This window comes from Saccharomonospora marina XMU15 (assembly GCF_000244955.1).
GTDB lineage: Bacteria > Actinomycetota > Actinomycetes > Mycobacteriales > Pseudonocardiaceae > Saccharomonospora_A > Saccharomonospora_A marina.
Map to the genome: position 1 here is coordinate 4325764 of NZ_CM001439.1, position 25795 is coordinate 4351558.

A 25795-nucleotide genomic window follows, 5' to 3' on the forward strand; every position below is an offset into this window, starting at 1 on the left:
TGACGCCCCACTGCAAGTTGGTCATGGTGAACCTCCTCGGGTCGCGGCTGTGATCTCGGTGAAGCTGGAGTAGGCGGCCTCGATCGCGGAGTCCGGCAACGGGTCGAGCCCGACGTCCGCGCGCGCGAGGTTGACCTCGGCCGGACGGCGCAGCGGGTAGAGGCGGCCGGCTGCCTCGGTGCCGAGCCGCAGCCACTGGGTGCCGTAGTGCTGCGGGCGCTGTTGGTCGGTCGCGACCCGATCGGACAGAAACGCCAGGTCGCGGGGTGCGGCGTCGCGATTGGCGACCGCGGCGCGCAGCTTCGGCAGCCAGCAGGCCCGGTACGGCGCGGGCGCGTGCTGGGCCAGCACCCAGGCGGCGTGCGCGCCGTCGACGCCAACTGTGCGGCGGCCGGGCCAGCCGTGTACCGCCACGATCGGCGCGAACCAGCGCACGTTGTCCTCATCGACCCGCTGAACGGCCTCCCACTGCTCCGGCATGGGAGCCACCGGGTCAAGCTCGGCGCGAGCGCGCTGATCGACGGCGGCACGCTCGATCAGCTCGCCGCGCAGCGCGGCCAGCTCCGGGTCGACGCCGGCCCTGTTCACGGCTGTCCTCCTGCCAGCGCGGCCGATCCGGACGCGGTCAGCATGAGAGGCCGATCGGCCTCGTCGGCGAGATGGCCGGACGCGAGCAGTTCGGCACATGCCTGCGCGATCCACTCAGGCACCGCCCGGCCCCCGTCGGTGAACAGCTCGCCGTCGTGGCGACGCAGCGCTCCGCGCGCGGCCCGGCGCAATGCCCACCAGCCCGCGATGTCGACCCCGGCGCCATCCGCGCGGCAGCTCATCCCGGTTGTCGGTTCGGCGGCATCGAGCGAGGTTGCGGGCGTCATGGCTTCCCCGATCGAACGGCTGGCACCGAGATGGCCAGGGCGCGGGTGGTGGCCAGCAGCGCGGCCTGCGCGGGCAGATCGGCCCGGGTGGGCCAGTCGACCCAGCGCCACAGATCCAGGGCCTCGGTCTCCGGCGACGGCAGCACCACCAGGGCGTTGTCCCCGACCACGCTGACGCCCAACGGCACCAGCGCGGCCACATGCTCCAGCGTCGCGCTGCCCGGCCCGCTCAGGAACGTCCACCGTTCGCCACCCGGATGCGCCAGCGCCGGGGCGGGCATAGCCCGCACCCGCAGGCTCGGCGCGACCTTCCGGCCCAGCGCAGCGGGCATCGTCACCGCGCCGAGCAGCCCGCCCAGGCGCAAGGCGATCCGGTTGCCCTCGACCAACTGAGCAGGCAGCCCGCAGGTGGCCCAGTAGTACTCGCATCGCCGCGCCGCTGTGTCCCCGGCCGACGCCGGGGGCGCCACGCAGGAAACGGACATGCCCATCAGTCCCTTCGTGTCTGGCCGCTCAGCGCGGCCCGCGCGCTGGCGGAGTCGGGTACGAACCACGCGGTCTCCTGCGGCGTGATCCGCCAGCGCGAGATCTGTCCCGGCACCTGGCTCGGCGGCAGCAGCACGCATCCCTCCCGTACCGAGCGAGGCGGATCACCAGCTCGAACTCCGGTATCGGCGGCGTGGTCGACGATCAGGTGCCAGCGCAGGCCCGGCCCGACCACGATCGGGCCGAGACATCCGGCGCTTCGGAGCGCCGCTTCGGCCCCGCTGCCGCCGGGACCGAGGTCGATCACCCCGATCGCGCCGGGACGCAGGAGAATGGGCCACGGCCGATCCGTCCACGCCTCGAACGCCTCGTCCTCGGACACGGGCCCGCCTCGGCAGATCAGATCGGTGGCCTCGGGCAACGACTGGTCCTCGAGGGCGCCCGTCCTGGCGGACGGTGCGGGAACACCACGGCAGATCGGCCAGCCGTGCGCGGCGTACTCGGTCGCGGCGCAGCGCATCTCCGTCAACGCGCCCGCCGGATACGGATGCGTGCTCAACACCGGGCATCACCCTTCTGCGGTCCAGGTGCCTCGTCCGCGGATGTTGGTTCGCCGACTGGCATCGTGGGGGTGAACCAGTCATGAAAGTCCGTCATCGTGCGGCGCGGTGCGTCGGTGTCCCACTGGTGGAGCCCTTCGAGCACCTGCTCGTACAACACAGCCCGCTCGGAACCGCCATCTCCTGGTTGTCCGGCAATCGGCTCGGACGACGTGAGCGGAACGGGCAGCGGTTCAGGTGCACGAGCTTCGTCGAGGGCATGCCGGCTCACGACAACGTCCTTGCCTGCACAACGCGCTCCAGCAACGCGACGACCATGCTGCAGGGCGGCAAAAGCTGGTCCGGACCAGGCGGCACGACCCAGGCGTGTCGCGTCCTCCCGCCTGGGCCAGGTCTCGGGCCTGGCGTGAGCTGCGCGCCGTCGGGCAGCAGCCGGACCTTGGCGTGGATCAGGGACTCCGGCAGCGCGAAATCGGCCCGCCGGTGCGGCGCGGTCAGCACCGCCCACCGCCTGGGACCGTGCCGCAAGACAGGCCCCCGAAGGCAACCCGACGCCAGCTCAGCGACCACAGGCCGGGCAAGGTTCTCGGGTATGTCGAGCACGTCGATGGCCGCGTCCTCGGTCGTGGCGCGGCCCCCTGCGCCGTGCCACGCCCCTTGGACGGGCTGTCGAACCGCTGCTTCACACGGACCGGCCATCACGCTGCCTCCGACGTGACCATCGGCGGCGACTGGAGGGCGTGACGGCCGCTGGGCTCGCGTTCGTCGTGGTCGCGAAGAACGACCGACACCCGCCCAGCAGCTTCCGCGGTGTGCCGCCCTCCCGGTGCCTCGCGATGCGGCGTGGGTGCCGCTCCCGGATGGCTCCGAGGTGCGGGGATTCCCTCTCGCGCGGATTCATCGAGGCGCGCGTGCAACTCGATGGCGTCCCGCAACGCAGCACGTAGCTGCCCCGCAGCACGTGGATCGAACAGCACCACGACGCCGACTCTGGCGATCGTGATCTGGGGTCCGTCCTTCGCAACCGAAACCTCGACGTGGAATCGGCGGCCGTCGCGATCGCGGCACGGCACCATCCCGGCGCCTCGAAGAGGCTTCCACCCAGCTCTGGTCAGCAGGGTCATGAGCCTGTGTCGGTTGCGCCTCATGCTTGTCACCCACCTTCCGCGACAGCGGCAGCTCGTGGCGTACCGCCGCGCCTCATCGGGCTGTCGGCCTTCGAGAATGCATCCCTGCTTACAGGAATGAACGCGATAGTTTGTAGATTAGCCAGATAATTATCGGAGACATATAGCCCGTATGGGTGTTCTTATCGATGGAGGCGAGTAATCTCGTGGAGTATGTGCCGCGAGTGATCCAGGAGCAGGAAGGACCGGACCTTGGCGAAGCAACACGCCTCCAGCACGCTGCGAGCGTGGGAGCTGGGTGTGCGACTGCGTCGGGCTCGCGGCGATCTGGGCCTCACGGCCGCCGCGGTCGCCAAGCGGGTCAAGATCGCGCCCAGCAACTTCTCCGCGATCGAGGCCGGCAAGCGCCGCGTCACCGCGAACAACCTGGCCCAGCTCGTCGAGACCTACGAACTCGATGACGCCGAGCGGGAGCTACTCGAAACCCTGCGCGTCGAAGCCGAGCAGCGGAACTGGTGGCACGACTACACCGAGCTGTACAGCGAGGAGTTCCTCCGATTCCTCGGCTTGGAAGCCGGCGCCAGCCTGGTGCGCGAATGGGCACCGATCTACGTCGCGGGACTGCTGCAGACCAACGAGTACGCTCGTGCGACGATTCGCGCGGGCAGCCCCTACATCAAGGCCGTCGACGTCGGCCCCCGGCTGGAAACCAGGCTGGCTCGCCAGGCCCTGCTCGACGAAGGGCTGAAGATGGACGTCGTGCTCGCCGAAGGCGCTCTGCGTCAGCAGGTCGGAGGACGTGCCGTCATGTGCCGTCAGCTCGACCACCTCACCGAAGTGATCACCCGGCCCAACAGCGCCGTCAGGGTGCGGGTGGTGAACTACGAAGCCGGAGCGCACGCACTGACCGGTGGGCCGCTGAGCCTGTTGAGCTTCGACAACGCGCTGCTGCCCGACCTCATCTGGCAGGAAACCGCGATCACCGGCAATCTCATCGACCGAGTGCAGGTCGTCCGCGAGTTCAAGGCCAGCTTCGAGGACGTCTTCGGTTCGGAGGACGTCTCCAATGCGGTTGCGCTCAACGACGCCGACTCGCTCGCTCTGATTCAGCAGATCCGCCACGAAATGGAGGCCGCAGCGTGACCACAGATCCCCGTAACCCCGTCCGCCAGCGCACGGGCTGGTTCAAGTCAAGCTTCAGCCCCTCGCAAGGTGGCTGCGTCGAAGTCCTCTTCGAAACTTCAGCCGTCCTGGTTCGCGACACGAAAGATCACGGTGAGGGACCCGTGCTCACCGTCGACATAGCCGCGTGGCCCGGCTTCCTCGCCGAGGTCATCGGCACGGCACCCGCTGGCAGCAACCACGCTCTGCGCATCGAACACCAGACCGATGGTGGCGTGCGCCTGCGCGCCAATGACGGCACCGCACTCGCCTACACCGTGGTCGAGTGGACCGCGTTCACTCGAGGCGCCGAAGCTGGCCAGTTCACGCTCCAACCAGCGGCGTAGCGGGCTCACAAGGCGGTCCACCGTGATCACACCATTCGCATCACCACCGTTCCGCACAAGATCGGATAACCAACCACCCACCAGCACACACGGCGAGACGCGATCGCAAAAGACCCCAGTTGTAGGCCGCTTGTAGGACTCGAACCCCGACCAGGCGATCGAACCGTGCCGTCGCCCGCGATTCGCGCTGGAACCCGGCAGGAGGACGCGATGACCACCGCAGAAGATGACCATCTTCATCCCCTTGCCGTCGTCTTGCGCGAACGCGAGCTGACGCTGGACAAGCTGGCCTCGTCCTACCGCGGAGAACTCGCGCGCCAAGGGCTGCGATCGGGGGCAGACCGGCAGCTCATATGGAAGTGGAAGTCGGGCAAGAAGACGCCGAGCACCGAGTCGCAGCACGTGCTGGCCACGGTGCTCGGCGTCCCGCACACTCTTGTCACAGAGCGCGGATGGCCATCCTGGGTGTGGTGCGCAACCAACACACACGGGCAACTGGTCGAGCCGCCGTGGTCGATCGCCGGGACCATGAAGGTACTTCGCTGGGTGACAGGAGATCGAGTGGATCGTCGCGGCTTTCTGGCCCTCTCGGGCGCGAGCCTGCTCGGAGTCGTCACTGAGTGGGCCTCCAATATGGCGACAGCCAAAGCAGCGACGCTCGTGGTGCCTGAGACGCGAGGGGAATACCTCAGCCGTGAGGTCCTCGACCGTCTGGGAAACCGCCTTGCCGAACTCCGCCACTTGGACGATGTTTTCGGCGGCACAGATCTTCGACACCTGGCCCGCGCCGAGCTTCGCTGGCTCTCGACCCTCGCGGACACCGCCACCTACGACGAACCAACCGGCAGGACCCTTTTCGCCCACATCACCGAAGCGGCCCGCCTGTGCGGCTGGCTCCACTTCGACGTGGCACAACACGCCGCGGCCCAGGAGCACTACGTCACCGCGCTGCGGTCCTCGGTCGAGGCGAATGCTCCCGAAGCCGGCGCCCATGTTCTCGCCTGCATGAGCTTCCAAGTAATGCTCGAAGGGCACCCGAATGATGCCCTCTCCCTCCTGGACACGGCATCAGACTTCCTCGGCCGCGGCGGTAACGCCCGTCTGAGAGCCATGATTGCCAGTCGCAAGGCGCGGGCGTACGCCATCGACGGAGACGCCAGGGGCTGCGGTCACCAGCTCAACCTCGCCGAGCGGTATCTCGACGCGGCCGATACCGCTCGCGACAACGCCCCGGACTGGATCTACTACTTCGACCACGCCGAGTTGGACGCCCAGGCTGGCGCTTGCTGGGTGAGTTTGTCCCAGCCCGCACGCGCGAGGCCCCTGATTGACTCCGCGCTGAGCACGATGAGTAGCGACTACGTTCGCGACCGAACGATCTATCACGCTCGCAGCGGGCAGGCGTACGCCGATGCCAACGAACTCGACATGGCGTGCCGCGATTTCGCCACCGCGATCGATCTCGCAGCTCAAACCCAGTCAGTCCGATCAATCGAGACAATACGCGCCGGTAGAGTCACCCTGGATCGCTATAAAGGCGACCCACGGATTAGCAAACTCGATCGACAGCTCCAACGGATCGCTTGCTGAGATGCGTGCGTCTGAAGATCGGGTCGCCCTTGTTACCGGAGCCAGCAGGGGCATCGGACGGGAAATCGCCCGCCAGCTTTCTGCTCGCGGAATATCGGTATGCGCGGGCGTACGCAATCACGGCCCCGAGTCGCTCATAGCGGAAGGAAATTCCGCTGCCTCGGTTCTTTATCGCGAGATCGCACTCGATGTCACCCAGCCAGATTCCGTACGCGAGGCTGTCCAAGCCGTTCTTCGCATGTTCGGAAGAATTGACATTCTCGTGAACAATGCAGGAATCTCCGATGGGGACCACGACGCGTTACGGCTCGATGTCGAAGCATTCAAGAACGTGATGGACGTGAACGTACTGGGAGCCTGGCGACTGTGCGAGTCGGTGATACCAGCGATGACCGCAAATAACTATGGTCGCATCGTAAATATCTCCAGCACCCTCGGGTCGTTGCATCATCTGAACCGGGCGACTGAACCTGCATACCGGGTCAGTAAAGCTGCCATAAACGCCTTGACCCGCGTGTTCGCCGCCCGTTTGAGCGGGACGGGAATCCTCGTCAACGCTGCATCTCCGGGCTGGGTCAGAACGGACCTCGGAGGACCGAATGCGCCGCGTTCTGTCCAACAAGGAGCCGACACCCCTGTCTGGCTTGCTACGCTTCCTGAAGATGGCCCATCAGGCGGCCTCTTCTATGACCGCGCACCGCTCGAATGGTGAGCGTCGGCGAGCAGAGCTTTCCGTATGAAATGGCTCAAAGCGGCCTTTCGGTGGACGTCGCCATCAAGGTGTAAGTTCAGCGCCGACCAAGCGAAGCCTACTTTCTGTAGCCCAGCGGGGGTCCGACCGCGGGTTGACCGAGCGTGTGGAAATGCTGCGACCTACAAGCGTCCTACGACTTTCTACTTCCCCTTCCGCCCGCCAAGCGCAATGCTCGCTGTCTCGTTACTCGTGCGATTAGTCAAAGGAGCACGCCCGGCGAGCAAACCTGGCCTGCTGCTACAGATGCCAGGCCCGACCGAAGCTAGCAGGAAGAGGTGCGTGATCGCTGTTGTGGCACTTCGGTGGTACTTCAGGGCGACATCCTGCACTTAGCCTCCTGCGTTCGGGCGGGGCCAAGACGACCTACTCCAAGGGGGAAGAGTGACTGTTCGGTTAGGGGTTGAACGCAAGAGAGTTCGGCGTGCCCGACCGTCGCGCGAGAACGACGACGTCGCCCCCTTCCCCCACTCTGTTCCTGTTTTCTCACACCGATTAATCGCCTTCTGCGCGAACAGGGGAGCCTCTTCTGCGCGTTCCGGCCACCTCGCGGGCGAGGCTGGGAGCGGCGGCGTGGTGACACATCCCCGAATCGGTTGCGCATCGCAACGAGAGATGTCGTGACGGCTCCAGCCCGGCCAATGACGTCCTCATCTCGCCCTGGCCAGACCCGTCCCCCGGGGTCGGCTAACGAGGTGGGGCGCGGGGCGGCACGACCATCCGGCGACACGACCGCTCCCCCTCCCGCCGATGGTCGCGCCGTCCCATCTTTCACGGGAAACGAGGAACCGCCACCGCTGGTGGTAGTGCTCCCGGCGTTCTCCAATGGCGACACGGTTGCGCTCGTGGCCGAGCACACCGAGCAGGCGGTGTTGGCGACCGGGCTTTCCCGACCGATCTGCACCGTGTTGGTGGACACCAGTGCTGCGACGGACGAGAGGACGCGCGTGGCGTTCCAGAACGCCCGGTTGTGGGGTTCGCGTGTTGAACTGACGCTGCCGGGTGCTGGGTGGGGTGCCGCCGTGGCGCGGGGCTTGCGACACGCAGCTCAGGTCGGCGCCGAGGAAGTGGTGCTGGCCGACCCGATCGCGCCTGCGGATCTTGAGGCACCGGCCGTGGAGTCACGGCTCGCGTCGGCGTTGCGCAGGCTGCGCGAGCAAGAGCGGCCGGGAGCTGTGTGCAGCCCATTGGCCGCGCCGTGGTGGCAGCGTCTGCTGGCCATCCATGTGCTGCGACCTCTATGCGCGCCTTCGCTGGGTTTGACGCTGGTGGACCCGCAAGCGCGCACGCTGGTGCTGTCTGGCGACGCCGTGCCCGATGTGCTGTCACCGTCCTGGGGTTTGATGCGCATGGGCTGGGAGCATGGGCACGGCCTGGGTCTGTTGGCAGCCGTTCGCGAGGCCGGCCTGGATGTCGGGCAGACCTTACCCCGTATTCCGCATCCGGAGGCATTCGCGCGGTCGATGAACCGGAGCCCGGTGGATCGTCGTGAAGCGTCCGCCCTGCTGCCGACCGCGCTGCGCTTGGTGTCGGTCGCGTCCTCAGTACGCGATCCGGCCCCGGTGATGCCCTGGGTGGCAGATCTCGGGTTGGCCAAGGGACAGCTTCCGCCGCCGGAGGTGTTCACCGCGATGCTGACGCAGTGCTCGCGGGCGGCCCAGGTGGTGGCTTCGCGACCGGGAGTTGCCGCGGGCTGGCCCGAGCCACTGCTGAACTCCTGGCACGCCGCTCGTGCACTGCAGGCCGATATTCCCGCGATCGCTGAGCGGTTGTGGCTGACGTACCTCGCGCGGCTCGGGCCGTGGCTGCGCTTCGGCGCCAGCGCCGGTGGCTACACCGTGCCCGCCCGTCACTCGGTGGTCGCGGCGGCGCGCCAATTCTTGCTGGCCACCGGAACACCGGTCATGGCCGAGCAGTCCGCTGCGGACGTCCGCGGCGAGTCCATCGCCTCCTCGCTCCCCGGTACCGGTTGAGCAGAACCGACGCTCGCCGGACGCGTTCACGCGGAGTCATCTCGAAGAAGAAAGGTTCGGTTCGTATGCCACGCCGACAACCAGCACGCGGTGCCGTGGACTGCACGACGTTCAGGGGCCGCGACTGCGCGGAGGTGTTCGCGGGTGCCGCCGAATGGCTGGCCGACCCGGTACAGACCGGGATTCAGCTGTGGGCCGTCGATCTCGACCAGCCCCGCCGCGTCGATCGCGAGTTCGACGACGCAGACGCGGACGTGTATCTCGAGCTGTTCTACCAGCGCTCCGATAACGAAGCGCGCAGCACGCAGGAGCAAGCAGAATGACCGCGGCGCCTCTCCCCGGCAGTGTCGTGGAGCGGGTCGCCCTGTTCGGGGCGCTCGCCAGCGCGTTCCATGGGGCGCATCTATGGGCGGATCATTGGTTGCAGCGGCCGAAAGACGCTGTCCTCAAAGGATTACACGGCGACGAGCTGGTGTATCCCAGCGATGGCACACCGGCTTCCGAGGTAGAAGTCCCGCGTGAGGATGAAACCCCGGTGCCGGCCCGTGTCGTCGGGCGCCGCGCGGCCACCGCTCATGTGCTGACCTACGCGGCCGGGCAGCTGGTCGTCACCGAGTTCGTCGCGCGCGTCCTCGGCCTGCGCCTGCCGTGGCGTGCCCGGGTGGCCGGTGCGGTGATCAACTTCGGGACGCACTGGATCATCGATCGGCGTCGTTTCCTGCTGTGGCTGGCGAAGCGGGTCAACCACAAGGACACCTTCATCGCCTACGCGACCGTGATGCGCAAGCCCGGCAGCGCACCGGACACCTCCGGGCCGGGCACCGCGCTCTACGACCTCGATCAGGGACTGCACAAGGCCCTGGGAATCGTGGCCGCGGCGGTGGCCGCCCGCCTTGCAGTACCCGGGTCGCGTCGCCGACGGCGAGGTGCCTCGTGCTGATCACCACCGACGTGGGCGACACCCTCGGCTCGTTCGACCGCCCGGGCACGGCCGAGGTGTTGCGGGAGATCGCGCTGGCGCCGGACAACGCGGCCAAGATCGACCGCAACATCCTCCACGTCGTTCCCGAACTCACCGACGAGGTAGCTGAGCTGGTACGCGAGCGGTTGCTCATCAACCCCTCCGACTGGCCGCAGATCTGGCCGACCGGCGGGTTCACCGCCTACCCCGGCACGCTGGCCGCCTTGGCACGCCTCGCGGCCCTGGCACCGGTGGTGGCGTTGTCGAACGTGTCCTGCATAGCCGGGCCCGCCAGGATGGGCGACCTTCTCGACCAGTGCGGGCGGCACCTCGCCGGGATTTACACCAGCTACCAGCTGCGTGCACGCAAACCCCAGCGCCGATGCTGGACCACGATCGCCGCCGAGCGCCAGGTGCCGGTCAGCGACATCGTGCACCTCGGGGACCGGGTGCCCGAGGACGTCCGGGGAGCGCTCGCCGCCGGGTGCCGGGCCGCCGTGCTCGTCAACACCCGCGACGTCGACGTCCCGGGCGACGTTGACCGCGACCCGCGTGTCGCCGTGGTGCCCGATCTCGCCGGTGCCGCCGAGCACCTCGCCGGACTGGCCGGAGCAGCTGCATGAGCGTGACGATCTCGCCGATGCCCGAGGAGCGCGGGCGCTATTGGAACGGGTTGTGTTCCCATCCGCAGGGCGGGTGCGGGGCGGCCCTTACCTGGCCACACAACCGGATTCGCCAGCAGCGCCATTGGGGCGAACTGCCGCGCTTGTGCCTGTGTTACCCGCATATCTCGCGGGTGGAGAACGCGATCGTCGCCAACGGCGACCGGGCATGGCTGCTCGATCGCAAGGTTGCCGAGGAAATGAAACGTATCGCCCCGTACGCGAAAACGGCGCTGCGGATGCGGCGCGCCTTTACGTCCCGGGTCATCGAGTGCGCGCTGGACGAAGGCATCACCCAGTTCGTGGAATTGGGGTCAGGACACGTGCACACCAGCGCGGCACACGCTGCGGTGATCGGCGCGGACGCGGAGCAGGATCCCACGATCGTGCTCGTCGACCACGACCCGCTCGTCCTTGCCCACGGTCGGGGCGACTTCGAGGACGACCCCGGCGCTCGGCAGCGATCGGCCATGGTGCGGGGAAACGTCTTCGCTGTCGGCACGATGCTCACCCACTTGTCCAAGAAGGGATTGCTCGACCTCGACCAGCGCGTGTGCGTACTGGCAGTCGACCTCTTGCACTTCGCCGAACCCGAGATCGACGGCCGTTCCGTGCCGCGGCGCCTGGCGCAACGCCTGCACCCGGGCAGCCTGGTCGCGATCACCCACCTGACGGACGAGCCGTTGCTCGCGCCCGCGAACGCCGACGATCTGGTGGCCTTGCGCGCGGTCACCGCCCGCTGGTGCCGAGCACACCAACGCTGTGCGCCCCCGCACCCTCGGCCTTGCAGCGTCGACGAGTTCGCCCGGCTGGTCGCTGATCTCGATCTGCTCGACCCGGGCATCACCACGACCCGGCGCTGGCCCGACCCGGAGGAGACACGCCACCCCCGCGCGCCCTACACCCTCGCCGCGGTCGGACGCGTCCCCGAACGCCGCGCCGACGCCATCAGGATGGGCGCACCATGATCCACAACGACCGGTCTGACGATGAGCCCGATCCTCCTCGTCGGCCTTTCGGCCGCGCTGCTGGTGGCCGGCGCTGTGCTCGCCGTGCGAGCCCGCGCTCGCCGTCGGCGACGGCGCTGGAACGAGCGCCCGGACTCGGTTGCGGCGATAGCCGCCCGCGTCGAAGCCGAGCAGAAACAGCCACCACCCCCGACCTGGCCGGTACACGACCGCGACCTCCGGGCTACCAGTCCGGAACGCGAGCAGCCGACGCTGCGGCTTCCCCCAGTCCGCACACCACAGGCACGGCCACGAGCCGGGCCCCGGCCCTACCTGCGACACGCTCCTCGCTCCACACAACCGGGCGACGCCGACACCACTGAGGCCAAGACACCTCCGTCTGAACCGCACTAGCCGCGCTGCCACGACGGTCGAGGCTCGCGGCCCATCACCCCACGAACCGTGTCCGCAGCCGTAAGGCCAACTGCGCACGCGGTCCCGTCCGACGCCGTCAAGGCCGGGGACCTCGGCCCCTTTCCGGGCAACGCATAGCACCGACCATTGACACCCTTTAGGAAGGCCACCACCGGAATGCTCCAGCTATTCGGCACCATGCTGCCCCGTGTCCGGGACGTACTCGACCCGATCGTCGGGACCGGCCGCCACGGGCGCCCGCCCGCCGACGACGGAACCGTTGACCCGCTGATCGCCTGGTTTACCTCTCGCGGCTGGACAATTCTCGATCGCGACTCAGAAATCGTCGCCAACTTCTACTACCCCGCGAGTTTCGGTGACGCGCTCGACGATGACAACCGCCGGTACCCCGCGGCCGATGTCGGCTTGAACGAACTCGAATGCGACCTCTACCGCGACGGTGAGCACTGGATCGCCCGCTTCACCTCGTGCGGCACCATCATCGGCTGCGCTCGTCACCGCAGTACACCGCTCATCATCGGCCTGCACACCGGTGTCTTTCCCGCCGTGCTGGTCCGACTGGAACACCATGCGCGCACGCTCCACCCCGACGAGATCTCCCGTTGCCTGATCTTCGGCCCGTGTGGCAGCAACGACAATCCCAGTGAGCCCTGCCGAACCGGCGTGCCGGGACACGACAAACCCGCTCTGCACGCCGTGACCGAACGCGCAGACATCGTCGAATAGCCGGGGCCAGCCACCGATGCCGTTCAGCCATCCAGGCCGCGGGCCACCGATCTGCCCGGACCGCAGCGAATCCATTTGTGGACAAATCGTCGCTTTTCTTTTCGGATGGGAAGACAACCTTCGTGAACAGAAAGATCATGTCGTTCGCAGCAGCCGTCACAGTGAGCATCGCTGCCGCGTTGACCGCCCCGGTGACCGCAGCGGTCGCCGACACCCCGCCTCCGGTCGAGCCGATGATCGTCGGCGGGCACCCGGCCACGAGCGCGCCGGCCGGTATCACCTCGCTGCAGTACGACGCGCCCGCGCACGGCGCCAAGTTCGTCAACTACCACACCTGCGGCGGGGCGCTGGTGTTTCGGGGCTGGGCGGTCACCGCCGCGCACTGCGTCACTGACCCGCCAGCGGGTGCGGCCAGCGGGTCCACGGCCCGGCGATTCGCAGCCGACGCGGCGCCGATCCCGACCGCGGATAAGGCGTTTCACGTCCGGGTCGGCAGTCTCGATCGGCTCTCCGGCGGGGAAACCGCGACGGTGACCAAGATCGTGGTCCACCCCGGCTGGAACTGGGCCCAGGGCGCGCCCAAGAACACGGTCTCGGACATCGCCATGCTCAAGCTCGACCACCTGCTCCAGCAGCCGACGGTGCAACTGGCGCGCGACACCGCCCGTCGGGGCAGCAAGATCAGCCTCTACGGCTGGGGCGTGACCGAGCCCGACAGCACCAGCACCGACCTGCCGCTGCACCTGCAACAGCTCGACACCCGTGTCACCGCGCCCTCCCGCTGCGCGGACGCGGCCATGTCCGTCGGCGAGCTGTGCACCGACAATCCCTCGGGCACGGACGGCAGCTGCTACGGAGACTCCGGCGGGCCCGCCCTGGCCACCGTCAACGGCGTGCAGCAACTCGTCGGCGGCGCCAGCCGCGCCGCCACCGAGTTCTGCGGCACCGCGCCCGATGTGTACACCAGCTCGCCAGACTTCCGGGACTGGATCTACCACGTCGCCCGCACTGGCAACGCCACCTGACACCACACCCGGAGTGCCGCGCGTCGTTCACGCGGCGCGTGGCACCTCGGGCCTACCGACCTCACCTTCGGGACACCGACGCCGATGAACCACCCCGCCAGCAGCCCACCGACCGCCGCTCCGCGATGGCCGAGGCCGAACTTCCTCCGGTTCGAATACCCCAACACCGCCCGGACCTATGACTGGGCGGCCGGGGGCAGCTTCCCGATCAGCCAGGAGGACCCCATCCTGCACTTCGCCGCCGCCCGCGTCCCCGATACCGGCATCCCGAGCCGGTGACGGGCAGCCGGGCCGCCAGCGCCGCTGCCCGGCGCCCTGGCATGCAACTGCCGCCACCGGGACTGACCGTCCGCTACGAGGCCGGGGCGTCCCTGCAGAGCCTCGCCCGCAGCTACAGGATGTCCGTCAAGACCGTCCGTGCGCTCCTGGTCAGCGCCGGGGTCCAGATCCGTCCACCCGGCCGCAGAAAACGCACCGGGCACTCCTCCGGCACGACCGCGAACGCCGCGCGGAGTCACCCTGCGCCTGCCGACACGGCGGAACTGGCCACCGTCCACCAGCTACGACTACCACCCACCGGCCACGCAGATTTCCCGATCGACGAAGACCCGCCGATCTGGCCGACGTTCGACCTCGACCCGCCACCGCAGCCGAGGGCACAACCACTCGCGCCGGCCACACCCGGCCAGCCGTGCATCGGATACAACACACCCCACCTCGTGCACGTGATCGCCGACAGACCAGTGTCAGCCAAAGCCGGCGACCACACCGCCGCGATGACCCGATGCGGACGCGTCGGCCTCGTCGACGCACCCATCCCTCCGGAGGCTCAGGTCTGCGCCGCATGCCACCCGGCTTGCTAATCCGTCGGCGTCCGCGTTGTCAACGGAGGTTGTAGCCCCTCTTGAGGTCAATCAGGGCTTGGTGGCGATCGCGGCCAGTCCGAGCGCGCGGGTCGGTGCCGGTGTGGTCAGGGCGGGGCCGTCGGGCCACCAGTTGTCGAGCGCCACCAAGCCGGGGGGCAGGAGTTGCAGGCCGTCAAGGAGAGCGTCGATCTCGGTCCGGGTGCGATAGCGGCCGGAGCCGGGGCAGCGGGTTTGCCATGCGGTTTCGAGGGCGCGGGCAGCGTCGTGCCCCGCGCCGATTTCGGGGTCGAACCAGTGGCTGACCGCGACGGCGGAGCCGGGGGCGAGGGCGTCGCGGTAGGTGGCCATGAGCTTGTCGGGATGGGCGTCGTCGTCGACGTGGTGCAGGGTATCGGTCAGCAAAACCGCGATCGGCCGGCTGAAGTCGAGCAGGGCGCCCGCGGCGGGCAAGAGTTCTTCGGGGTAGGTGTAATCGGTCTGGACGACCAGTACGCGGTCGTTGTCCTGCAGCAGGGCACGGCCGTGAGCCACCACGATGCAGTCGGCGTCGGCGTAGACCACGCGGGCTTCGGGATCGTGCCGCTGGGCGATCTCGTGCGTGTTGTCGATCGGAGCGGGCAGTCCGACGCCGCAGTCGAGGAACTGGTCGAAACCGCTGGCGGCGAGGTAGCGCACCGCGCGGGTGTGCCAGGCACGCTCGGCCCGCACGAGATCACGAAAGCCGGGGGCGGCGTGTTCGAGTTCGGCCAGCAGTTCCCGGTCGATGGCGTAGTTGTCCTTGCCACCCAGTGCCGCGTCCCGCACGCGGGCTACCCCAGGCCGTGTGGTGTCCAGCGAGGGACACCACGGGTGCGTGCTGGTGATGTGCGCCATGACTGGCCTCCCCGAGGGCAGGTTCGTTCACCCCGACTCGAACGAACCCATTGACACTGTAACTTCACCCGCGCACCGCTGGAGCGGAGCGAACGGGACGCGACGGCCCAGGGGTCCAGTTCCGAGTGAAGGTGTGACCGAGATCCGCGATGCCAATGACGGAAGACCGGTGCGCGTCATCGCACGGATCTCCGCAGAGGCGACCCGGTGCGTCGTGGTCGCCGTCGGCTGGTAGTCGGCTCGCATGGGCGTTAGCCGGTCACCGGCGATGCCGAGGCGTCGGTGCGTGCGGCCGTGACGGTGTGGGCGTCGAGGATCGCGGTGCGGGCAGCCTGGGCGAGGATGGCTTGCGTGCGTGCGGTGAAGCCGAGGCGGTTCCAGTGGAATATGGTCGCGTAGCTGATGACCTCGCGCAGGCCTCGGCGAAGGCGACCTTCGCTGGCCGCGGTGCCGAGGGCGTGGCCGGCGTCGCGGAAGGCTCTGGCCCAGGGAGCGAGGAGTGCCAGTGGTCCTCCCGGGCTGAGCAGAGGCCCCCGTTCGGGAATGTCGACGAGGAGGGCCTGACGGATCGCGTCGGCCATGGCGGCGACGTTGCCGGAGGTGACGTCGGCGGGCAGCGGGCGTTGCCGGGAGACGTGGTGCCAGATGTCGCCTTGTTCGTACCACTCGGTGCGGGCGGCGCGCATAAGAGTGCTGCACAGCAGCAGGGACAGCTCGCGGCGGCCGAGGCCGATGCTCTGGTGCGGCAGAGTGAGGATGGCGTGGCTGTCGGCGCAGAAGAGGGCGTGGGCGATGTCGATTCCGGGCTGGTCACCGAAGGCTGCAGTTTCGGGTTCGTAGATGCCGGTCCACCACGAGTGGAGGTGACCGTTCGCGGTGAGGTCGTCGAAGGCGCTGGACAGTGTCTGCACTAGGTCGTCGCGGTGGTCGGGGCCGACGCGGAGGCGTAGCCGCCAGCAGGGGTGTTTGCGGATGAACCACCATCCGCTGCTCAGTCCGTCGTCGGCAGCGAGGGTGAGCAGCGGGGCGAGGTGCTGAGTGGCGGTGTGTTCGGCGCGGGTCCAGTCGGTGAAGCGGAGGTAGACCTGCCACCAGCCGGGATCGGTGTGCTGGTCGAGCGCGCGCTGGCCCGCGTTCCGGTAGACCTCGACCGCGTCGGCCAGCGCGGGTGCGTCCAACCCGGCTGCCGAGGCGGCCTGGTCCAGCGGCGTGCCGGTGAGGACGGTGGCGATGGCGTGCTCGAGGGTGGGGCGCGGGGTCAGGTGATCAGCAGGCATGCGTCCCATCCCGAGATCGGTGGTGTGTGGTGGATCGCGGTGCGCGCGGCGAGGGCGAGGCCCGCGGCACCGGTGAGGAATCCGGTGTTCTCGCTGGCGCTAGTGGAGGCGGCGTGGTTCAGGGCTGCGGCCAGGCTCGGCAGCTGCGCGGCGATATCCGGGGTGAGCGAATCCTGGGCGGCGCGCCAAGCGGTGTGGTGGAGCCCGGCCCAGCCGTGGCAGAGGCTGGTGTCGGTGACGTGGGCGAGCTGGGCGGGGTCGGCGAGGCAGGCGACGAGGGCGTCTTCGGCGAGACGTTGCCGTGCGGTGTCGCCGGTGGCGATGGCGGCGATCTGCTGCGCGCGGGCGATGCCGGGGGTGCCGTAGCACCAGCTCGGGCGGAGTGGGCCGCCCTGGAGGGCCCGCCCGGTGCGGAGTTCGTCGTGGGTGAGCCATTCCGGCCACCACGGGCCGGAATCGTCGTCATGGCGCCAGGTGTCCAGATGCCTGCAGATCCGGGCGATCGCCTCGGCGTGGCCGTCGACGGTGACACCGTGGCGCAGTGCGGTGCCGAGAAAGGCCAGCACGCCGGAGATGCCGTGGGCGAGACCAAGGTTCGCGTGACCGCCGGGTGTCGCGATCGTGGTGTCCGGATCGTGCGCGACCCACCAGCCGGGCAGCTGGTCGGGCCGGGGTTCGGTCAGGTGCACGAGGTAGCCCAGAATCTGTTCGAGGATGTCGGCACCGGGGCTGTGCTGGAGTAGGAGTCGCCCGATCCCAGTCAGCCCGGTGAACAAGTCGTACTCGCCGAAACTCGCGACCTCGCCGCGGCCGGCGCGGGCGATAGCGGACTCGACACGGTGCCAGGCCACGGTGCGGACGTGGTGTTCCAGGCTGGCGACCGCGCGGTGGTAACGGTTGTGCCCGTCTGCCTGAGCCGCGCGCAGGAGGAAGAAGATCGCCGGGGCGCCGAGGTAGAGATTGGTGTCGGCGGCCGTGCTGACGCCCCGGGCGGTCGCGGCGGCGACCCACGGGTGGGCGGTGGCCCAGGACCCGGCTCCGGCGAGAGCGCGTTCGACGTGCAACAGCGCGATCCCAGCCGCGCCCTCGGACAGTGACTGCTCCCGGCCGCTGTGGTCGTCCGGGTCGATGGCCGGGTCCGCCAGCTGCGCGGCCAACCGGTCGGAGACTTCTTCTGGTTCCCGCGTGGTGGTCATGTCCGGTCCTGGCGAAGAAGGGCGAGGCGACGCTGGGCGACGGCGCGGGCGAGTCGGTCGGTGACCTTTTCCGTGCCGGGGTCCACGCTCACCGCGCGCAGGTGGTGACTGTGCAGGAGCGTCCGCAGCACCAGCTGTTCCTCGACGCTCTCGTCGTGCATCGCGTGCCCGCGGTAGGCGGTGAGGGCGCGGTGGCGCTGGCTCCATGCCTCGGTGACGGCCTGTCCGCCAGGCAGAGGCTCCAACTGGGGCTGACCGTGGTCGCCGACGAGGTCGAGGGCACTGGCAGCGATCGCGCGGTCGAGCTTGCCTGGTTCGTGGGGCAGCATGTTGACCAGGTTGCACAATCCAAGGTCTGGGGAATGGGCCAGTGACGCGGCGATCGCGGTCATGGAAGCAGCCGCGAGGGATTGACTCGGTGCCCCGGCGCGTTTCGCGCACCGCAGTTGTTCGACGGCGGCCACCGAATCCGCGGTGAACACTTCATCGAGGGCGTGGCGCGTGTCCGGATGATGGCCGAGGACAGCAGGAGCAGGCGTGGCGGAGGCGTAGGTGAGCGCAGCGAGCAGACCTGCCTCGCGCACCGTCGCGGCCCAGGCCGTGAGCCGGGCGGCCACGGCGTCGTGGGTATCGGTGCCGGTGCGCAGGCACAGCACGAGGTGCTGGTCGCTGTCGGCTCGCGCGGGGTCGTGGTGCCGCCAGAACCACCACGGCGCGGCGCCGTGCTCGCTGCTGACGCCGGCGAGCAGGCTGGGAAGGTAGTCGGTGAGGATCTCGTCGAACCGCGCGGGATGGGCGTGCAGGAGCGCGCGGATAATCCCTGTGCGGCCGGGCATCGTGGTGTCCGAGCGGCACACCGCGACGCATGGCCGGGCTGCCCGCGTGTCGGTGCGCCGAGGCGTGTTCTCCGGCGGGGCGGCGCGCAGTGGGACCACCAGCTCGCAGGGGCGGCCAGCCCAGCCGTCGCTCTCGTGGGGACCGGCCTCGCGTAGTTCGAGGCGGCCGGACCGGGTGCGTTCCAGGCGGCGGCGCAGCAGCACGCGATCAGCATGGTCGTCCAGGTCGAGCGCGAGCCGGAGTTCGCCTTCGACCAGAACGACCGCCGACGGGACCTGCCACCGTGCCCGCCAGGAGTGCAGCGCGTCGTCCCAGGAACTGGTGCCGGTGGTCGCGGGTCGGAGGTCGGTGGGGGTGAGGTGCCAGCGCGCGGGCGAGAGGACGGCGCGGCCGTGCCGGATGCGGGGCACGAACGGCAGGTCGTCGGCGACGCCGTAGCCGAACGGGCCGTAGACCGCGCGACGAGCGGACGCGACTTCGGCCAGGAACCGTGCCAGCGGCGGGGTTTGGATGGTGTTCTGCAGCGCGTGCGGAATGTGCGGCTGGACTCGCTGGCCGGTGGAGATCCGCACGAGCGCGATCTCGTCGGCGTCGGCGGTCACGGCGAGATCGTCCAGCGCGATCACGGTCGGGTCCTCGGCGTGGTGTTCGCCGAGTGAGATCAGGTACGGCAGGAGCCGGGGCACGCGCGTGATGTTCTCGTTGCGTTCGCGCCGTGGCGGGAACGACAGCTGCGCACAGATGACGTCGCCGCGGTCCGGGGTGTAGCTGCCGACCAGTCGTTCCCGGTCCTGTGTGGACAGCAGGCGGGTGAAGCGTCCGGCCATGCTGGTGGCGTGCATCGGCGCGCCGGTGACCCACAGCTGGAAATGCCCGCGCTCCAGGGCTTCCGATGAGGCGGCATGGAGCTGGAACGCCAGCTCCGCTCGCGCGGGCGCCACGAGTTTCGCGTGGTCTCCGACACGGAGGTCCTCCAGCACGGACTCGGTCACGACGATCTCGGCCCGGTTTTCGGTGCTGGCACGCTGGATCAGCCGCAGCAGACCGACGTCGCGTTCGGTGGCCAGGTGCGCGGCATGCGGGCGAGCCGCGCCCAGAAAACCAGCGGGGAAGCCCAGGCCGGAGTCGGCGACCACCTCCCGCACACCGACGACCGCGCCCGCGCCGTAGCAGTCCAGGAACCGGGCGTGCCAGTCCTTCCATGCCGGATCGCCGAACGGAAACGGGGTGAGCCTCAGCAGCGTCGTCGCGGCGACCTCCGCCTCGCGCAGCACCGCCTCGGGGACGGTCAACTTGCCGGCCACCGCCACGTCCACGGCCTGTACCCGCCCCGCGGTCGGGTGGACCGCGCGCATCCGATCCTCAGTCTGCTCTAAGGCGACCGCGTGCTCGGCCATCGGACCCCAGGCACGTACTGCGGCCAACTCGTCCCGGATCGCGGTGAGTTCGGCGACCATCTTCACCAGGTCCGGCAGGTCGTCGATGCCCGCGGCGTCGAGTTCGGCGAGCACGTGCGACAAGGGGTCCGCCGCCGTCAACGGTGGTCGCAGCGTGGTGATCAGCGCGCCGCCGTCAATCAGCTGTGCCAGCAGTCGGCTGATGGTCTCGCGGTCGGCGGCGGGGAATTCGGCGCGGATCCGCTCGGCCAACTCCGCTATCCGTACCGGGTACGCAGCGCCGTCCAGGGCCGCCGCGACCGCGCGGGTGTGGCGGATGGAGGTGTCGAGTGCCGCGCCGCGCTGGGGCTGGGTTTCGTCTGGGCGGGCGGGAATCACGAGCCTGGCGCCGCGCCGGAACGCGACGTTGTTGGCTACCACCGTCAAGCGCGGCAGCAGGTCGTGACGTTGCTGCAGGCCCGCGATGATCTCGCCGAGCCATCGGGCGTCCGTCTGCGCCGACACCCGGCATTCGGGATCGACGCGAGCGGACGCCGGGGCGTCGGCGGAGGCGGCGGCGACCCCGGCGAACAAGCCGAACGGGGTCGCGCGCCGCCTCCACCGCAGCAGGTAGGACGAGGTGGCCGCCAGCACACGCCGAACCTGGCGCGGGTCGCCGTCGCCACCGGAAGTGAGCTGGTCGATCTGCTCGGCCAGCACCGGGCTCGCGATCCGCAGCGCGGCCCGGACCTCCGCCCGATGCCACAACCGCACCAGCCACGCCCTCCCGGCGCCCACGGCGTCCCCGGTTCCGGCGGACACGGCCTCGGGTATGTCCAGCCCGCCCGGGTCCGTGCTTACCCTGGCCAGCACGAGATCGACGTGCTGGAAGTAGGTCCGTTTCGCGGCCATGCGCCTCGCCCTGCCTTCTACTCGGAGTCGGTCACAGAGGCGTGGCGACGTGGCTGGTGCAGGCGGACCCGCAGGTCGTGCCGCCGCAGTTGTCGCTGGTGTCGCACGACATCTTCGCCAGCGGCAGGCTGTCGGCGATCACCGTCAGATCCAGCGAGAACTCGTCGGACTCCTCGGCCGGGGATGCGAGGGCCGAGATCTCTGCGTCCTCGGACGGGCGCTTGAGGGCCAGGGTCATGATTCGATCACTCCTTCTCGGTTACTTCTTGGTGTTCCTGGCCTGTCGGGGAAGGCCAGGAGATCGTGATGCGCTGGTGCTGCTTGTCGACAACGAGACCGTCCGGCAGCTGTTCGTCCGGGGTTCCGGGCGGCCACACGCCGAAGGTCGGCCCGGCACCGTGGCGCTGCTCGCGGTCCCACGCACGGATCTGCTCGCAGAACGCGGCGGCGAGGTCGTCGGCGTGCGGGCCGAAGGCGTGCGCGCCGAATTCGGCGATCCCTGGTTCGACACCGCGCGTGGTCAGATACGCGACCGAGTCACCCTCAATGACCGCGGAGTCGAACCACACAATGCGGTCGTCGACCAGTGTCGGCCGCAGCGATGCCTCGGCGCGCAGCTTGCCGAACCCGGGAAATACGGTGGCCAGCCACAGTTGCAGCGTCTCGAACGACTCGGCTGCGCCGACCCGCACACCCGTCCAGGATTCCGACCGCGGGGTGTCCAGGACGCCGTCGAGGTCGGGTACCTGCTCGCCGGGCCAGCCGTCGTCGAACCGCATCACCGCCTCGGTACCGCGCAGCGGCACCAGCTGCTCCTGGTGCGCTCCGGTGCCTTGCATGGCGACGAAGCCGCAGATCTCCGCCGAGCGGCTCACCAGATGATCGCCTTCGCGGACCAGTTCCAGGGAACGGGTCAGCCCCCGCACCCGCAGCGGCACCACCAGCCGCCCGTCGGGGGCGAGCTGGTCCAGCCACGCCTGGGGGATGTCCCAGGCGCCGACGGTGACGATGATCCGGTCGTAGGGAGCGAAGTCGGCGATCCCGGTCTCGGCGTCGGCGAGGATGACGTTGACCCGCTGGTAGCCGGCGGCATCGAGCAGCCTGCGGGCGCGTTCGGTGACGTCGGAGTCGATGTCGACGGTGGTGACTTGCCCGTCGGGTCCGGCCAGCCACGCCATCATGGCCGCGTTCACACCGCCGGAGCCGATCTCCAGGGCGCGCATCCCGGGGCGGATGTCGGACTGCTCCAGCATCCCGGCCTGCAGCTGCGGCGAGGACACCGTGCTGATCGGCACGCCGTGTTCGTCCCGCTTCACATGCACCGCGTCGCGGGCCTTGTATGCCTCCGCCGGTGTCGCTTCGGGGGCGAACAGGTGCCGGGGCACCTCGTCGAACACGGCGGCGACCCGATCGGTGCGGATCGCTCCCATCGTCCACAACTCGGCGATCATGGCCTTCCGCAACTCGGCGGGGTCCTCGGCCGCGCGGGCGGCGTCGGTGTCGGTGTGTCCCGGTGTGCTCATCCGTTCCTCTCTTGAAAACCCTTGTCTCGCATCATGTTCTCGTTGTCGCCGGAGAATGCTCGGCTCAGCTTGTGGCCGGTAACCTCCGTGCGGGAAGGTTTCGTACCGTATCGAGGTGATCACCCTCCGGCGAGCTGCCGCGCGGGCGTCACCGGCCGTTGTCGGTGCCGTCCGGCTCGATCAGCGCCGGACGGTGCGTCGTCGCCGATGAGCTGCTGGTGGGCCGTCTCCCACACGGTGCACTCGCTGGGACGCCATCGGCGCGAGCAGCGGGCGCACTGGCCGCGGGCGTCGAGTGCGTGCTGGTCGAGCAACTGCCGCCACGCGGTGGTCAAGCGGGCGATTTCCGTTTCGGCCAAGGCGGCTTTGGAGAGCGTGTCGCCTTTCGCGGCCAGGACGTCGAGGTAGTCCAGACGGTCAGCGACAGCCCGCCGCAGCGTGGCGGTGAGTACCTCGTCCATCGGAATGGCTCCTTCTACTCGTCCGGATATCGTCGCTGCCGCTGGGGCCAGAGGCGCTCGTGCAGCTCGCTCGGCACGAACTCGGCGAGGCGCAATCCGGCTGCCAGCAGTCGTCTGGCCGCGTCGTCGAACAAGCTGCATGGCCACGGATCGGTCGAGCAGCACGGGCAAAGGTAAGGCTGATCGGGTGGTGGGAGATGGCGAGCTGCCTGGTCGACGAATTCGGCCATCCGGCCGATCGGACTGTCGAGCGCGACCACGACGGCCACACAGTCCCGCCAGCCTTCCGCCACGGTTCACGCGCCCCGCGCCGACCCCGTCGACGTGCCCGCCGCTGACCAACTCTGGCGATCGACGGTGCTTCTGGCGCGGCTTGGGCCGTGGGCATGCCGGGTGATCACTTCTGCCATGGTTCGACCCTGACCCGGGCCCGCAGCGAGGCCAAGGCGCGGACGAGGGATGTCAAGGGGAGGATTCGGGGAGGGTTTCCATCCTCCCTTGTCGACCGATGGTGTTGAGCTGACCACGAGCTGTGTCAGGATGGTGCAGGTCAGCACGTGGGAGGGCGGCCCGCATCAATGGACAATGATCAGCTCCGGCAGGCTCGGGAACGCACCGAGTCCCCGACGCAACCAGGCGAGTGCCTGTCTCGTCAGGAGCTTGCTGACCTGGTCAATCAGCACATCGCGGTGCACCACGAGACGCAGGCCGTGACCGATGCCAACTACATCGGCAAGCTCGAACGCGGCGTGATCCGCTGGCCCGGCGCGCTCTACCGCGAAGCGCTGCGAGCGGTGCTGGGGGCCTCCACCGATGCCGCGCTGGGCTTTACCAACCGGCGGCGCACGGTGGTAAAGCTGGCAGACGTGGACCGCAAGCAGTTCCTGCGCAGCGTCGGCCTCGGTGTCGGCGCGCTGACACTGGCTCCCGTCGCAGTCCGGCTGCAGGGCAGCGAACCTACCCCCGTACCCTCCCGGGTCGGCACCGCCGAGATCGGCCAGATCGCCACCGCGGCGAAGGTGTTCGCCGGCTGGGACCACACCTACGGCGGCGGCCTCGCCCGCGAAGCCGTCCAGGCCCAGCTGCACTGGTCGGCCGGTTTGCTCGACGCCAGCTGCGACGAACACCTGCGCGGCCCGCTGCGCAGCGCGATCGGCTACCTGGCCCACACCTGCGGGTTCATGGCCTTCGACGCCTACGCCCACGACGACGCCACGCACGCGTTCCAGTTCGGCCTCGCCTGCGCCGAAGAGGCCAGCGACTGGCACCTGCGCGCCAAGATCCTCTCCTCCATGGCGCGGCACGCGATCTGGATCGGCAAACCCGACCAGGGGCTGACCTGGATCGAGCACGCCCTGGTGCGCACCGACCGCCTCACCGCGACCGAGCGGGCAATGCTGCACACCGCCCACGCCCGCGCACTGGCCAAGATGCGCCGCACCCGCGACGCCCTCGCCGCCGTCGGCCGCGCCGACGACGCCTTCGCCCACACCACCCCGGCCAACGATCCGCCATGGATGGCCTACTACGACCATGCCCAGCACGTCGGCGACACCGGCCACGCCCTATTCGACCTCGCCGTTCACGGGCACCGGCCGCTCGATGCCACCGCGCGGCTCTCAGACGCCGTCACCGGGCATACCGACGCCTACGCCCGCTCCCGCGCGATCTCCCAGATCAAGCTGGCCACCTTGACCATGGCCACCGGTGACCCCGCCGAGGCGGCCGTCATCGGCCAGGCCGCGCTCGACATCGCGGGCACGGTGCGCTCCCGCCGCGCCGCCGACGATCTGCGCGAGCTGTCCCGCTACGCCCACCGCCACAGCCGCACACCCGAGGTCGCCGCCTTGCGCCAGCGCATCCACACAGTGGTCACCGCGTCGTGACCACGACCGGAACCGAAGACGTCGAAGAGCTACTGCGCGCCGCCTGTGACCAGGCGGGCATCGACGCGCGGGACGCTGAGCCGATCCGGCTCGGGGAGAACGCGATTTTCCGGCTCCCCGGTGGCATCGTCGCCCGCATCGCCCGACCCGGCCAGCTCGACGCAGCCACCCGGGAAGTCCGCATCGCCCGATGGCTCGCCGACCACGACATCGCCGCCGTCCGCGCCCTCGACGACCTCGGCCAACCCATCGAGGCGCACGGGCGTGCGGTGACCTTCTGGCACGAACTGCCCGAGCACCACAAGGGCACCCCCGCTCAGGTCGCGACGGCGCTGCGCCGCCTGCACGACCTGCCGGTCACCGAGCCGAACCCGTTCTCCGCACTGGAGCCGTTCGTCCGGCTCGACGAACGCATCACCGCCGCCACCAGCCTCACCGACGACGACCGCGCCTGGCTCCACCAGCACCTCGCCACCCTGCGAGGGAGCTACAACAACCTCCCCGCCGGCCTGCCGCACACCGTGCTGCACGGCGACGCCTGGGTCGGCAACGTCGTCGCCACCAACGACAACCAGGTCGTGCTGCTCGACCTCGAACGCGCCTCCATCGGCCCACCCGAATGGGACCTCGTCTCCACCGCCATCAAACACACCAGCTTCGCCTGGATCACCGCCGACGACTACCGCGACTTCTGCCACCGCTACGGCCATGACGTCACCACCTGGAACGGATTCACGCTCCTGCGCGACATCCGCGAACTCCGCATGACCTGCTACCTCGCCCAACACGCCGCCGAAAACCCCCGCGCCCACCACGAAGCCGAACTCCGGGTTACCTGCCTACGCGGCCGGAACGGGCCCCGCCCCTGGTCCTGGTCGCCCGCGTCCTGACCCTCCCGCCGGATGGCGTCGGCAGACGTCGACTTCGCGGCGAACGCCTGTATGCGGCCGAGGCACCGAGAT

General features: G+C 69.3%; 30 protein-coding genes. 16 read left to right on the forward strand and 14 right to left on the reverse strand.

The genetic code is table 11. The features are described 5' to 3' along the window. Positions 1-21: 21 nt before the first annotated feature. From SACMADRAFT_RS28650 to SACMADRAFT_RS20500, 6 genes are all read right to left on the reverse strand, one after another. The gene (locus SACMADRAFT_RS28650) at positions 22-588 is read right to left on the reverse strand and encodes a DUF6624 domain-containing protein (RefSeq protein ID WP_009155754.1); all 567 of its coding nucleotides are present in this window, start codon (positions 586-588) and stop codon (positions 22-24) included. Beyond that, on the reverse strand, positions 585-875 hold the full coding sequence (locus SACMADRAFT_RS20480; RefSeq protein ID WP_009155755.1) for a hypothetical protein: 291 nt from the start codon (positions 873-875) through the stop codon (positions 585-587). The genes SACMADRAFT_RS28650 and SACMADRAFT_RS20480 overlap by 4 nt, the downstream gene beginning before the upstream one ends. Beyond that, complete coding sequence (locus SACMADRAFT_RS20485) at positions 872-1366, reverse strand: hypothetical protein (protein ID WP_009155756.1); 495 nt, start codon at positions 1364-1366, stop codon at positions 872-874. Before SACMADRAFT_RS20485 ends, SACMADRAFT_RS20480 begins: the two co-directional genes overlap by 4 nt. Continuing rightward, the gene (locus tag SACMADRAFT_RS20490; RefSeq protein WP_157617284.1) at positions 1366-1920 is read right to left on the reverse strand and encodes a hypothetical protein; all 555 of its coding nucleotides are present in this window, start codon (positions 1918-1920) and stop codon (positions 1366-1368) included. The genes SACMADRAFT_RS20485 and SACMADRAFT_RS20490 overlap by 1 nt, the downstream gene beginning before the upstream one ends. Positions 1921-2188: 268 nt before the next feature. Further along, a complete protein-coding gene (locus SACMADRAFT_RS20495; protein WP_009155758.1) occupies positions 2189-2620 on the reverse strand; it encodes a hypothetical protein in 432 nt (143 codons plus the stop codon). Next, positions 2620-3069: a hypothetical protein gene (locus SACMADRAFT_RS20500; protein WP_157617285.1), complete on the reverse strand. Its 450-nt coding sequence runs from the start codon at positions 3067-3069 to the stop codon at positions 2620-2622. Before SACMADRAFT_RS20500 ends, SACMADRAFT_RS20495 begins: the two co-directional genes overlap by 1 nt. 231 nt (positions 3070-3300) lie before the next feature. Here SACMADRAFT_RS20500 and SACMADRAFT_RS20505 point away from each other — a divergent pair, with 231 nt between their 5' ends. The 14 genes from SACMADRAFT_RS20505 to SACMADRAFT_RS20560 all read left to right on the forward strand — a co-directional run bounded on the left by SACMADRAFT_RS20505 (position 3301) and on the right by SACMADRAFT_RS20560 (position 14489). Beyond that, positions 3301-4191 (forward strand): Scr1 family TA system antitoxin-like transcriptional regulator, encoded by an 891-nt coding sequence (locus SACMADRAFT_RS20505; RefSeq protein WP_009155759.1) that lies wholly within the window; start codon positions 3301-3303, stop codon positions 4189-4191. Then, positions 4188-4556 (forward strand): DUF397 domain-containing protein, encoded by a 369-nt coding sequence (locus tag SACMADRAFT_RS20510; protein WP_009155760.1) that lies wholly within the window; start codon positions 4188-4190, stop codon positions 4554-4556. Before SACMADRAFT_RS20505 ends, SACMADRAFT_RS20510 begins: the two co-directional genes overlap by 4 nt. A gap of 210 nt (positions 4557-4766) precedes the next feature. Next, positions 4767-6146: a hypothetical protein gene (locus SACMADRAFT_RS20515; protein ID WP_009155761.1), complete on the forward strand. Its 1380-nt coding sequence runs from the start codon at positions 4767-4769 to the stop codon at positions 6144-6146. A 1-nt stretch (position 6147) separates the two neighbouring features. Further along, the gene (locus SACMADRAFT_RS29305) at positions 6148-6858 is read left to right on the forward strand and encodes an SDR family NAD(P)-dependent oxidoreductase (protein ID WP_009155762.1); all 711 of its coding nucleotides are present in this window, start codon (positions 6148-6150) and stop codon (positions 6856-6858) included. Positions 6859-7592: 734 nt separating this feature from the next. Next, positions 7593-8870, forward strand: a complete 1278-nt coding sequence (locus tag SACMADRAFT_RS20520) for a hypothetical protein (protein ID WP_157617286.1) — start codon at positions 7593-7595, stop codon at positions 8868-8870. A 65-nt stretch (positions 8871-8935) separates the two neighbouring features. Beyond that, positions 8936-9193 carry a hypothetical protein gene (locus SACMADRAFT_RS20525; protein WP_009155764.1) on the forward strand — a complete coding sequence of 86 codons (258 nt, stop codon included), beginning with the start codon at positions 8936-8938 and terminating at the stop codon, positions 9191-9193. Positions 9194-9219: 26 nt separating this feature from the next. Continuing rightward, a complete protein-coding gene (locus tag SACMADRAFT_RS30100; protein WP_157617287.1) occupies positions 9220-9810 on the forward strand; it encodes a hypothetical protein in 591 nt (196 codons plus the stop codon). Continuing rightward, positions 9804-10454, forward strand: coding sequence for an HAD family hydrolase (locus tag SACMADRAFT_RS28660; protein WP_009155766.1), 651 nt, complete (start codon positions 9804-9806; stop codon positions 10452-10454). Before SACMADRAFT_RS30100 ends, SACMADRAFT_RS28660 begins: the two co-directional genes overlap by 7 nt. Beyond that, on the forward strand, positions 10451-11461 hold the full coding sequence (locus SACMADRAFT_RS20540; RefSeq protein ID WP_009155767.1) for an SAM-dependent methyltransferase: 1011 nt from the start codon (positions 10451-10453) through the stop codon (positions 11459-11461). Before SACMADRAFT_RS28660 ends, SACMADRAFT_RS20540 begins: the two co-directional genes overlap by 4 nt. 21 nt (positions 11462-11482) lie before the next feature. Next, entirely contained in the window at positions 11483-11854 is a 372-nt protein-coding gene (locus tag SACMADRAFT_RS30105) for a hypothetical protein (protein ID WP_157617288.1), read from the forward strand. Positions 11855-12031: 177 nt separating this feature from the next. Next, the gene (locus tag SACMADRAFT_RS20545; RefSeq protein ID WP_009155768.1) at positions 12032-12601 is read left to right on the forward strand and encodes a hypothetical protein; all 570 of its coding nucleotides are present in this window, start codon (positions 12032-12034) and stop codon (positions 12599-12601) included. A gap of 122 nt (positions 12602-12723) precedes the next feature. Then, positions 12724-13626 carry a S1 family peptidase gene (locus SACMADRAFT_RS20550; protein ID WP_232285448.1) on the forward strand — a complete coding sequence of 301 codons (903 nt, stop codon included), beginning with the start codon at positions 12724-12726 and terminating at the stop codon, positions 13624-13626. Positions 13627-13710: 84 nt separating this feature from the next. After that, a complete protein-coding gene (locus SACMADRAFT_RS20555) occupies positions 13711-13905 on the forward strand; it encodes a hypothetical protein (RefSeq protein ID WP_009155770.1) in 195 nt (64 codons plus the stop codon). Continuing rightward, complete coding sequence (locus tag SACMADRAFT_RS20560; protein WP_040925809.1) at positions 13902-14489, forward strand: hypothetical protein; 588 nt, start codon at positions 13902-13904, stop codon at positions 14487-14489. Before SACMADRAFT_RS20555 ends, SACMADRAFT_RS20560 begins: the two co-directional genes overlap by 4 nt. Before the next feature lie 51 nt (positions 14490-14540). On the opposite strand, the gene SACMADRAFT_RS20565 is transcribed toward SACMADRAFT_RS20560, so the two are convergent. From SACMADRAFT_RS20565 to SACMADRAFT_RS20600, 8 genes are all read right to left on the reverse strand, one after another. Then, positions 14541-15365: an SAM-dependent methyltransferase gene (locus tag SACMADRAFT_RS20565; RefSeq protein ID WP_009155772.1), complete on the reverse strand. Its 825-nt coding sequence runs from the start codon at positions 15363-15365 to the stop codon at positions 14541-14543. Positions 15366-15616: 251 nt separating this feature from the next. Continuing rightward, complete coding sequence (locus SACMADRAFT_RS20570; RefSeq protein WP_009155773.1) at positions 15617-16642, reverse strand: thiopeptide-type bacteriocin biosynthesis protein; 1026 nt, start codon at positions 16640-16642, stop codon at positions 15617-15619. After that, entirely contained in the window at positions 16624-17838 is a 1215-nt protein-coding gene (locus SACMADRAFT_RS20575) for a lanthionine synthetase C family protein (protein ID WP_009155774.1), read from the reverse strand. The genes SACMADRAFT_RS20570 and SACMADRAFT_RS20575 overlap by 19 nt, the downstream gene beginning before the upstream one ends. Beyond that, the gene (locus SACMADRAFT_RS20580; RefSeq protein ID WP_009155775.1) at positions 17835-20963 is read right to left on the reverse strand and encodes a lantibiotic dehydratase; all 3129 of its coding nucleotides are present in this window, start codon (positions 20961-20963) and stop codon (positions 17835-17837) included. Before SACMADRAFT_RS20580 ends, SACMADRAFT_RS20575 begins: the two co-directional genes overlap by 4 nt. A gap of 31 nt (positions 20964-20994) precedes the next feature. Next, a complete protein-coding gene (locus SACMADRAFT_RS20585) occupies positions 20995-21201 on the reverse strand; it encodes an FxLD family lanthipeptide (protein ID WP_009155776.1) in 207 nt (68 codons plus the stop codon). A gap of 7 nt (positions 21202-21208) precedes the next feature. Then, a complete protein-coding gene (gene fxlM, locus SACMADRAFT_RS20590; RefSeq protein WP_009155777.1) occupies positions 21209-22486 on the reverse strand; it encodes a methyltransferase, FxLD system in 1278 nt (425 codons plus the stop codon). A gap of 119 nt (positions 22487-22605) precedes the next feature. After that, positions 22606-22947: a hypothetical protein gene (locus tag SACMADRAFT_RS20595; protein WP_009155778.1), complete on the reverse strand. Its 342-nt coding sequence runs from the start codon at positions 22945-22947 to the stop codon at positions 22606-22608. A gap of 14 nt (positions 22948-22961) precedes the next feature. Then, positions 22962-23216, reverse strand: coding sequence for a hypothetical protein (locus SACMADRAFT_RS20600; RefSeq protein ID WP_043837580.1), 255 nt, complete (start codon positions 23214-23216; stop codon positions 22962-22964). Between the two features lie 309 nt (positions 23217-23525). On the opposite strand from SACMADRAFT_RS20600, the gene SACMADRAFT_RS20605 reads away from it, so the two are divergent. Then, complete coding sequence (locus SACMADRAFT_RS20605; RefSeq protein ID WP_009155779.1) at positions 23526-24833, forward strand: hypothetical protein; 1308 nt, start codon at positions 23526-23528, stop codon at positions 24831-24833. Continuing rightward, a complete protein-coding gene (locus SACMADRAFT_RS20610; RefSeq protein WP_009155780.1) occupies positions 24830-25723 on the forward strand; it encodes a phosphotransferase enzyme family protein in 894 nt (297 codons plus the stop codon). Before SACMADRAFT_RS20605 ends, SACMADRAFT_RS20610 begins: the two co-directional genes overlap by 4 nt. Positions 25724-25795 lie beyond the last annotated feature (72 nt).

Excerpts from the sequence above, each read along its gene's own strand:
- SACMADRAFT_RS20480 (WP_009155755.1), bottom strand. The coding sequence starts at position 875 with ATGACGCCCGCAACCTCGCTCGATGCCGCCGAACCGACAACCGGGATG.
- SACMADRAFT_RS20485 (WP_009155756.1), bottom strand. The coding sequence starts at position 1,366 with ATGGGCATGTCCGTTTCCTGCGTGGCGCCCCCGGCGTCGGCCGGGGAC.
- SACMADRAFT_RS20495 (WP_009155758.1), bottom strand. The coding sequence starts at position 2,620 with ATGGCCGGTCCGTGTGAAGCAGCGGTTCGACAGCCCGTCCAAGGGGCG.
- SACMADRAFT_RS20500 (WP_157617285.1), bottom strand. The coding sequence starts at position 3,069 with ATGAGGCGCAACCGACACAGGCTCATGACCCTGCTGACCAGAGCTGGG.
- SACMADRAFT_RS20515 (WP_009155761.1), top strand. The coding sequence starts at position 4,767 with ATGACCACCGCAGAAGATGACCATCTTCATCCCCTTGCCGTCGTCTTG.
- SACMADRAFT_RS29305 (WP_009155762.1), top strand. The coding sequence starts at position 6,148 with ATGCGTGCGTCTGAAGATCGGGTCGCCCTTGTTACCGGAGCCAGCAGG.
- SACMADRAFT_RS20525 (WP_009155764.1), top strand. The coding sequence starts at position 8,936 with ATGCCACGCCGACAACCAGCACGCGGTGCCGTGGACTGCACGACGTTC.
- SACMADRAFT_RS20540 (WP_009155767.1), top strand. The coding sequence starts at position 10,451 with ATGAGCGTGACGATCTCGCCGATGCCCGAGGAGCGCGGGCGCTATTGG.
- SACMADRAFT_RS30105 (WP_157617288.1), top strand. The coding sequence starts at position 11,483 with ATGAGCCCGATCCTCCTCGTCGGCCTTTCGGCCGCGCTGCTGGTGGCC.
- SACMADRAFT_RS20545 (WP_009155768.1), top strand. The coding sequence starts at position 12,032 with ATGCTCCAGCTATTCGGCACCATGCTGCCCCGTGTCCGGGACGTACTC.
- SACMADRAFT_RS20555 (WP_009155770.1), top strand. The coding sequence starts at position 13,711 with ATGAACCACCCCGCCAGCAGCCCACCGACCGCCGCTCCGCGATGGCCG.
- SACMADRAFT_RS20565 (WP_009155772.1), bottom strand. The coding sequence starts at position 15,365 with ATGGCGCACATCACCAGCACGCACCCGTGGTGTCCCTCGCTGGACACC.
- SACMADRAFT_RS20570 (WP_009155773.1), bottom strand. The coding sequence starts at position 16,642 with ATGCCTGCTGATCACCTGACCCCGCGCCCCACCCTCGAGCACGCCATC.
- SACMADRAFT_RS20575 (WP_009155774.1), bottom strand. The coding sequence starts at position 17,838 with ATGACCACCACGCGGGAACCAGAAGAAGTCTCCGACCGGTTGGCCGCG.
- SACMADRAFT_RS20580 (WP_009155775.1), bottom strand. The coding sequence starts at position 20,963 with ATGGCCGCGAAACGGACCTACTTCCAGCACGTCGATCTCGTGCTGGCC.
- SACMADRAFT_RS20585 (WP_009155776.1), bottom strand. The coding sequence starts at position 21,201 with ATGACCCTGGCCCTCAAGCGCCCGTCCGAGGACGCAGAGATCTCGGCC.
- fxlM (WP_009155777.1), bottom strand. The coding sequence starts at position 22,486 with ATGAGCACACCGGGACACACCGACACCGACGCCGCCCGCGCGGCCGAG.
- SACMADRAFT_RS20595 (WP_009155778.1), bottom strand. The coding sequence starts at position 22,947 with ATGGACGAGGTACTCACCGCCACGCTGCGGCGGGCTGTCGCTGACCGT.
- SACMADRAFT_RS20605 (WP_009155779.1), top strand. The coding sequence starts at position 23,526 with ATGGACAATGATCAGCTCCGGCAGGCTCGGGAACGCACCGAGTCCCCG.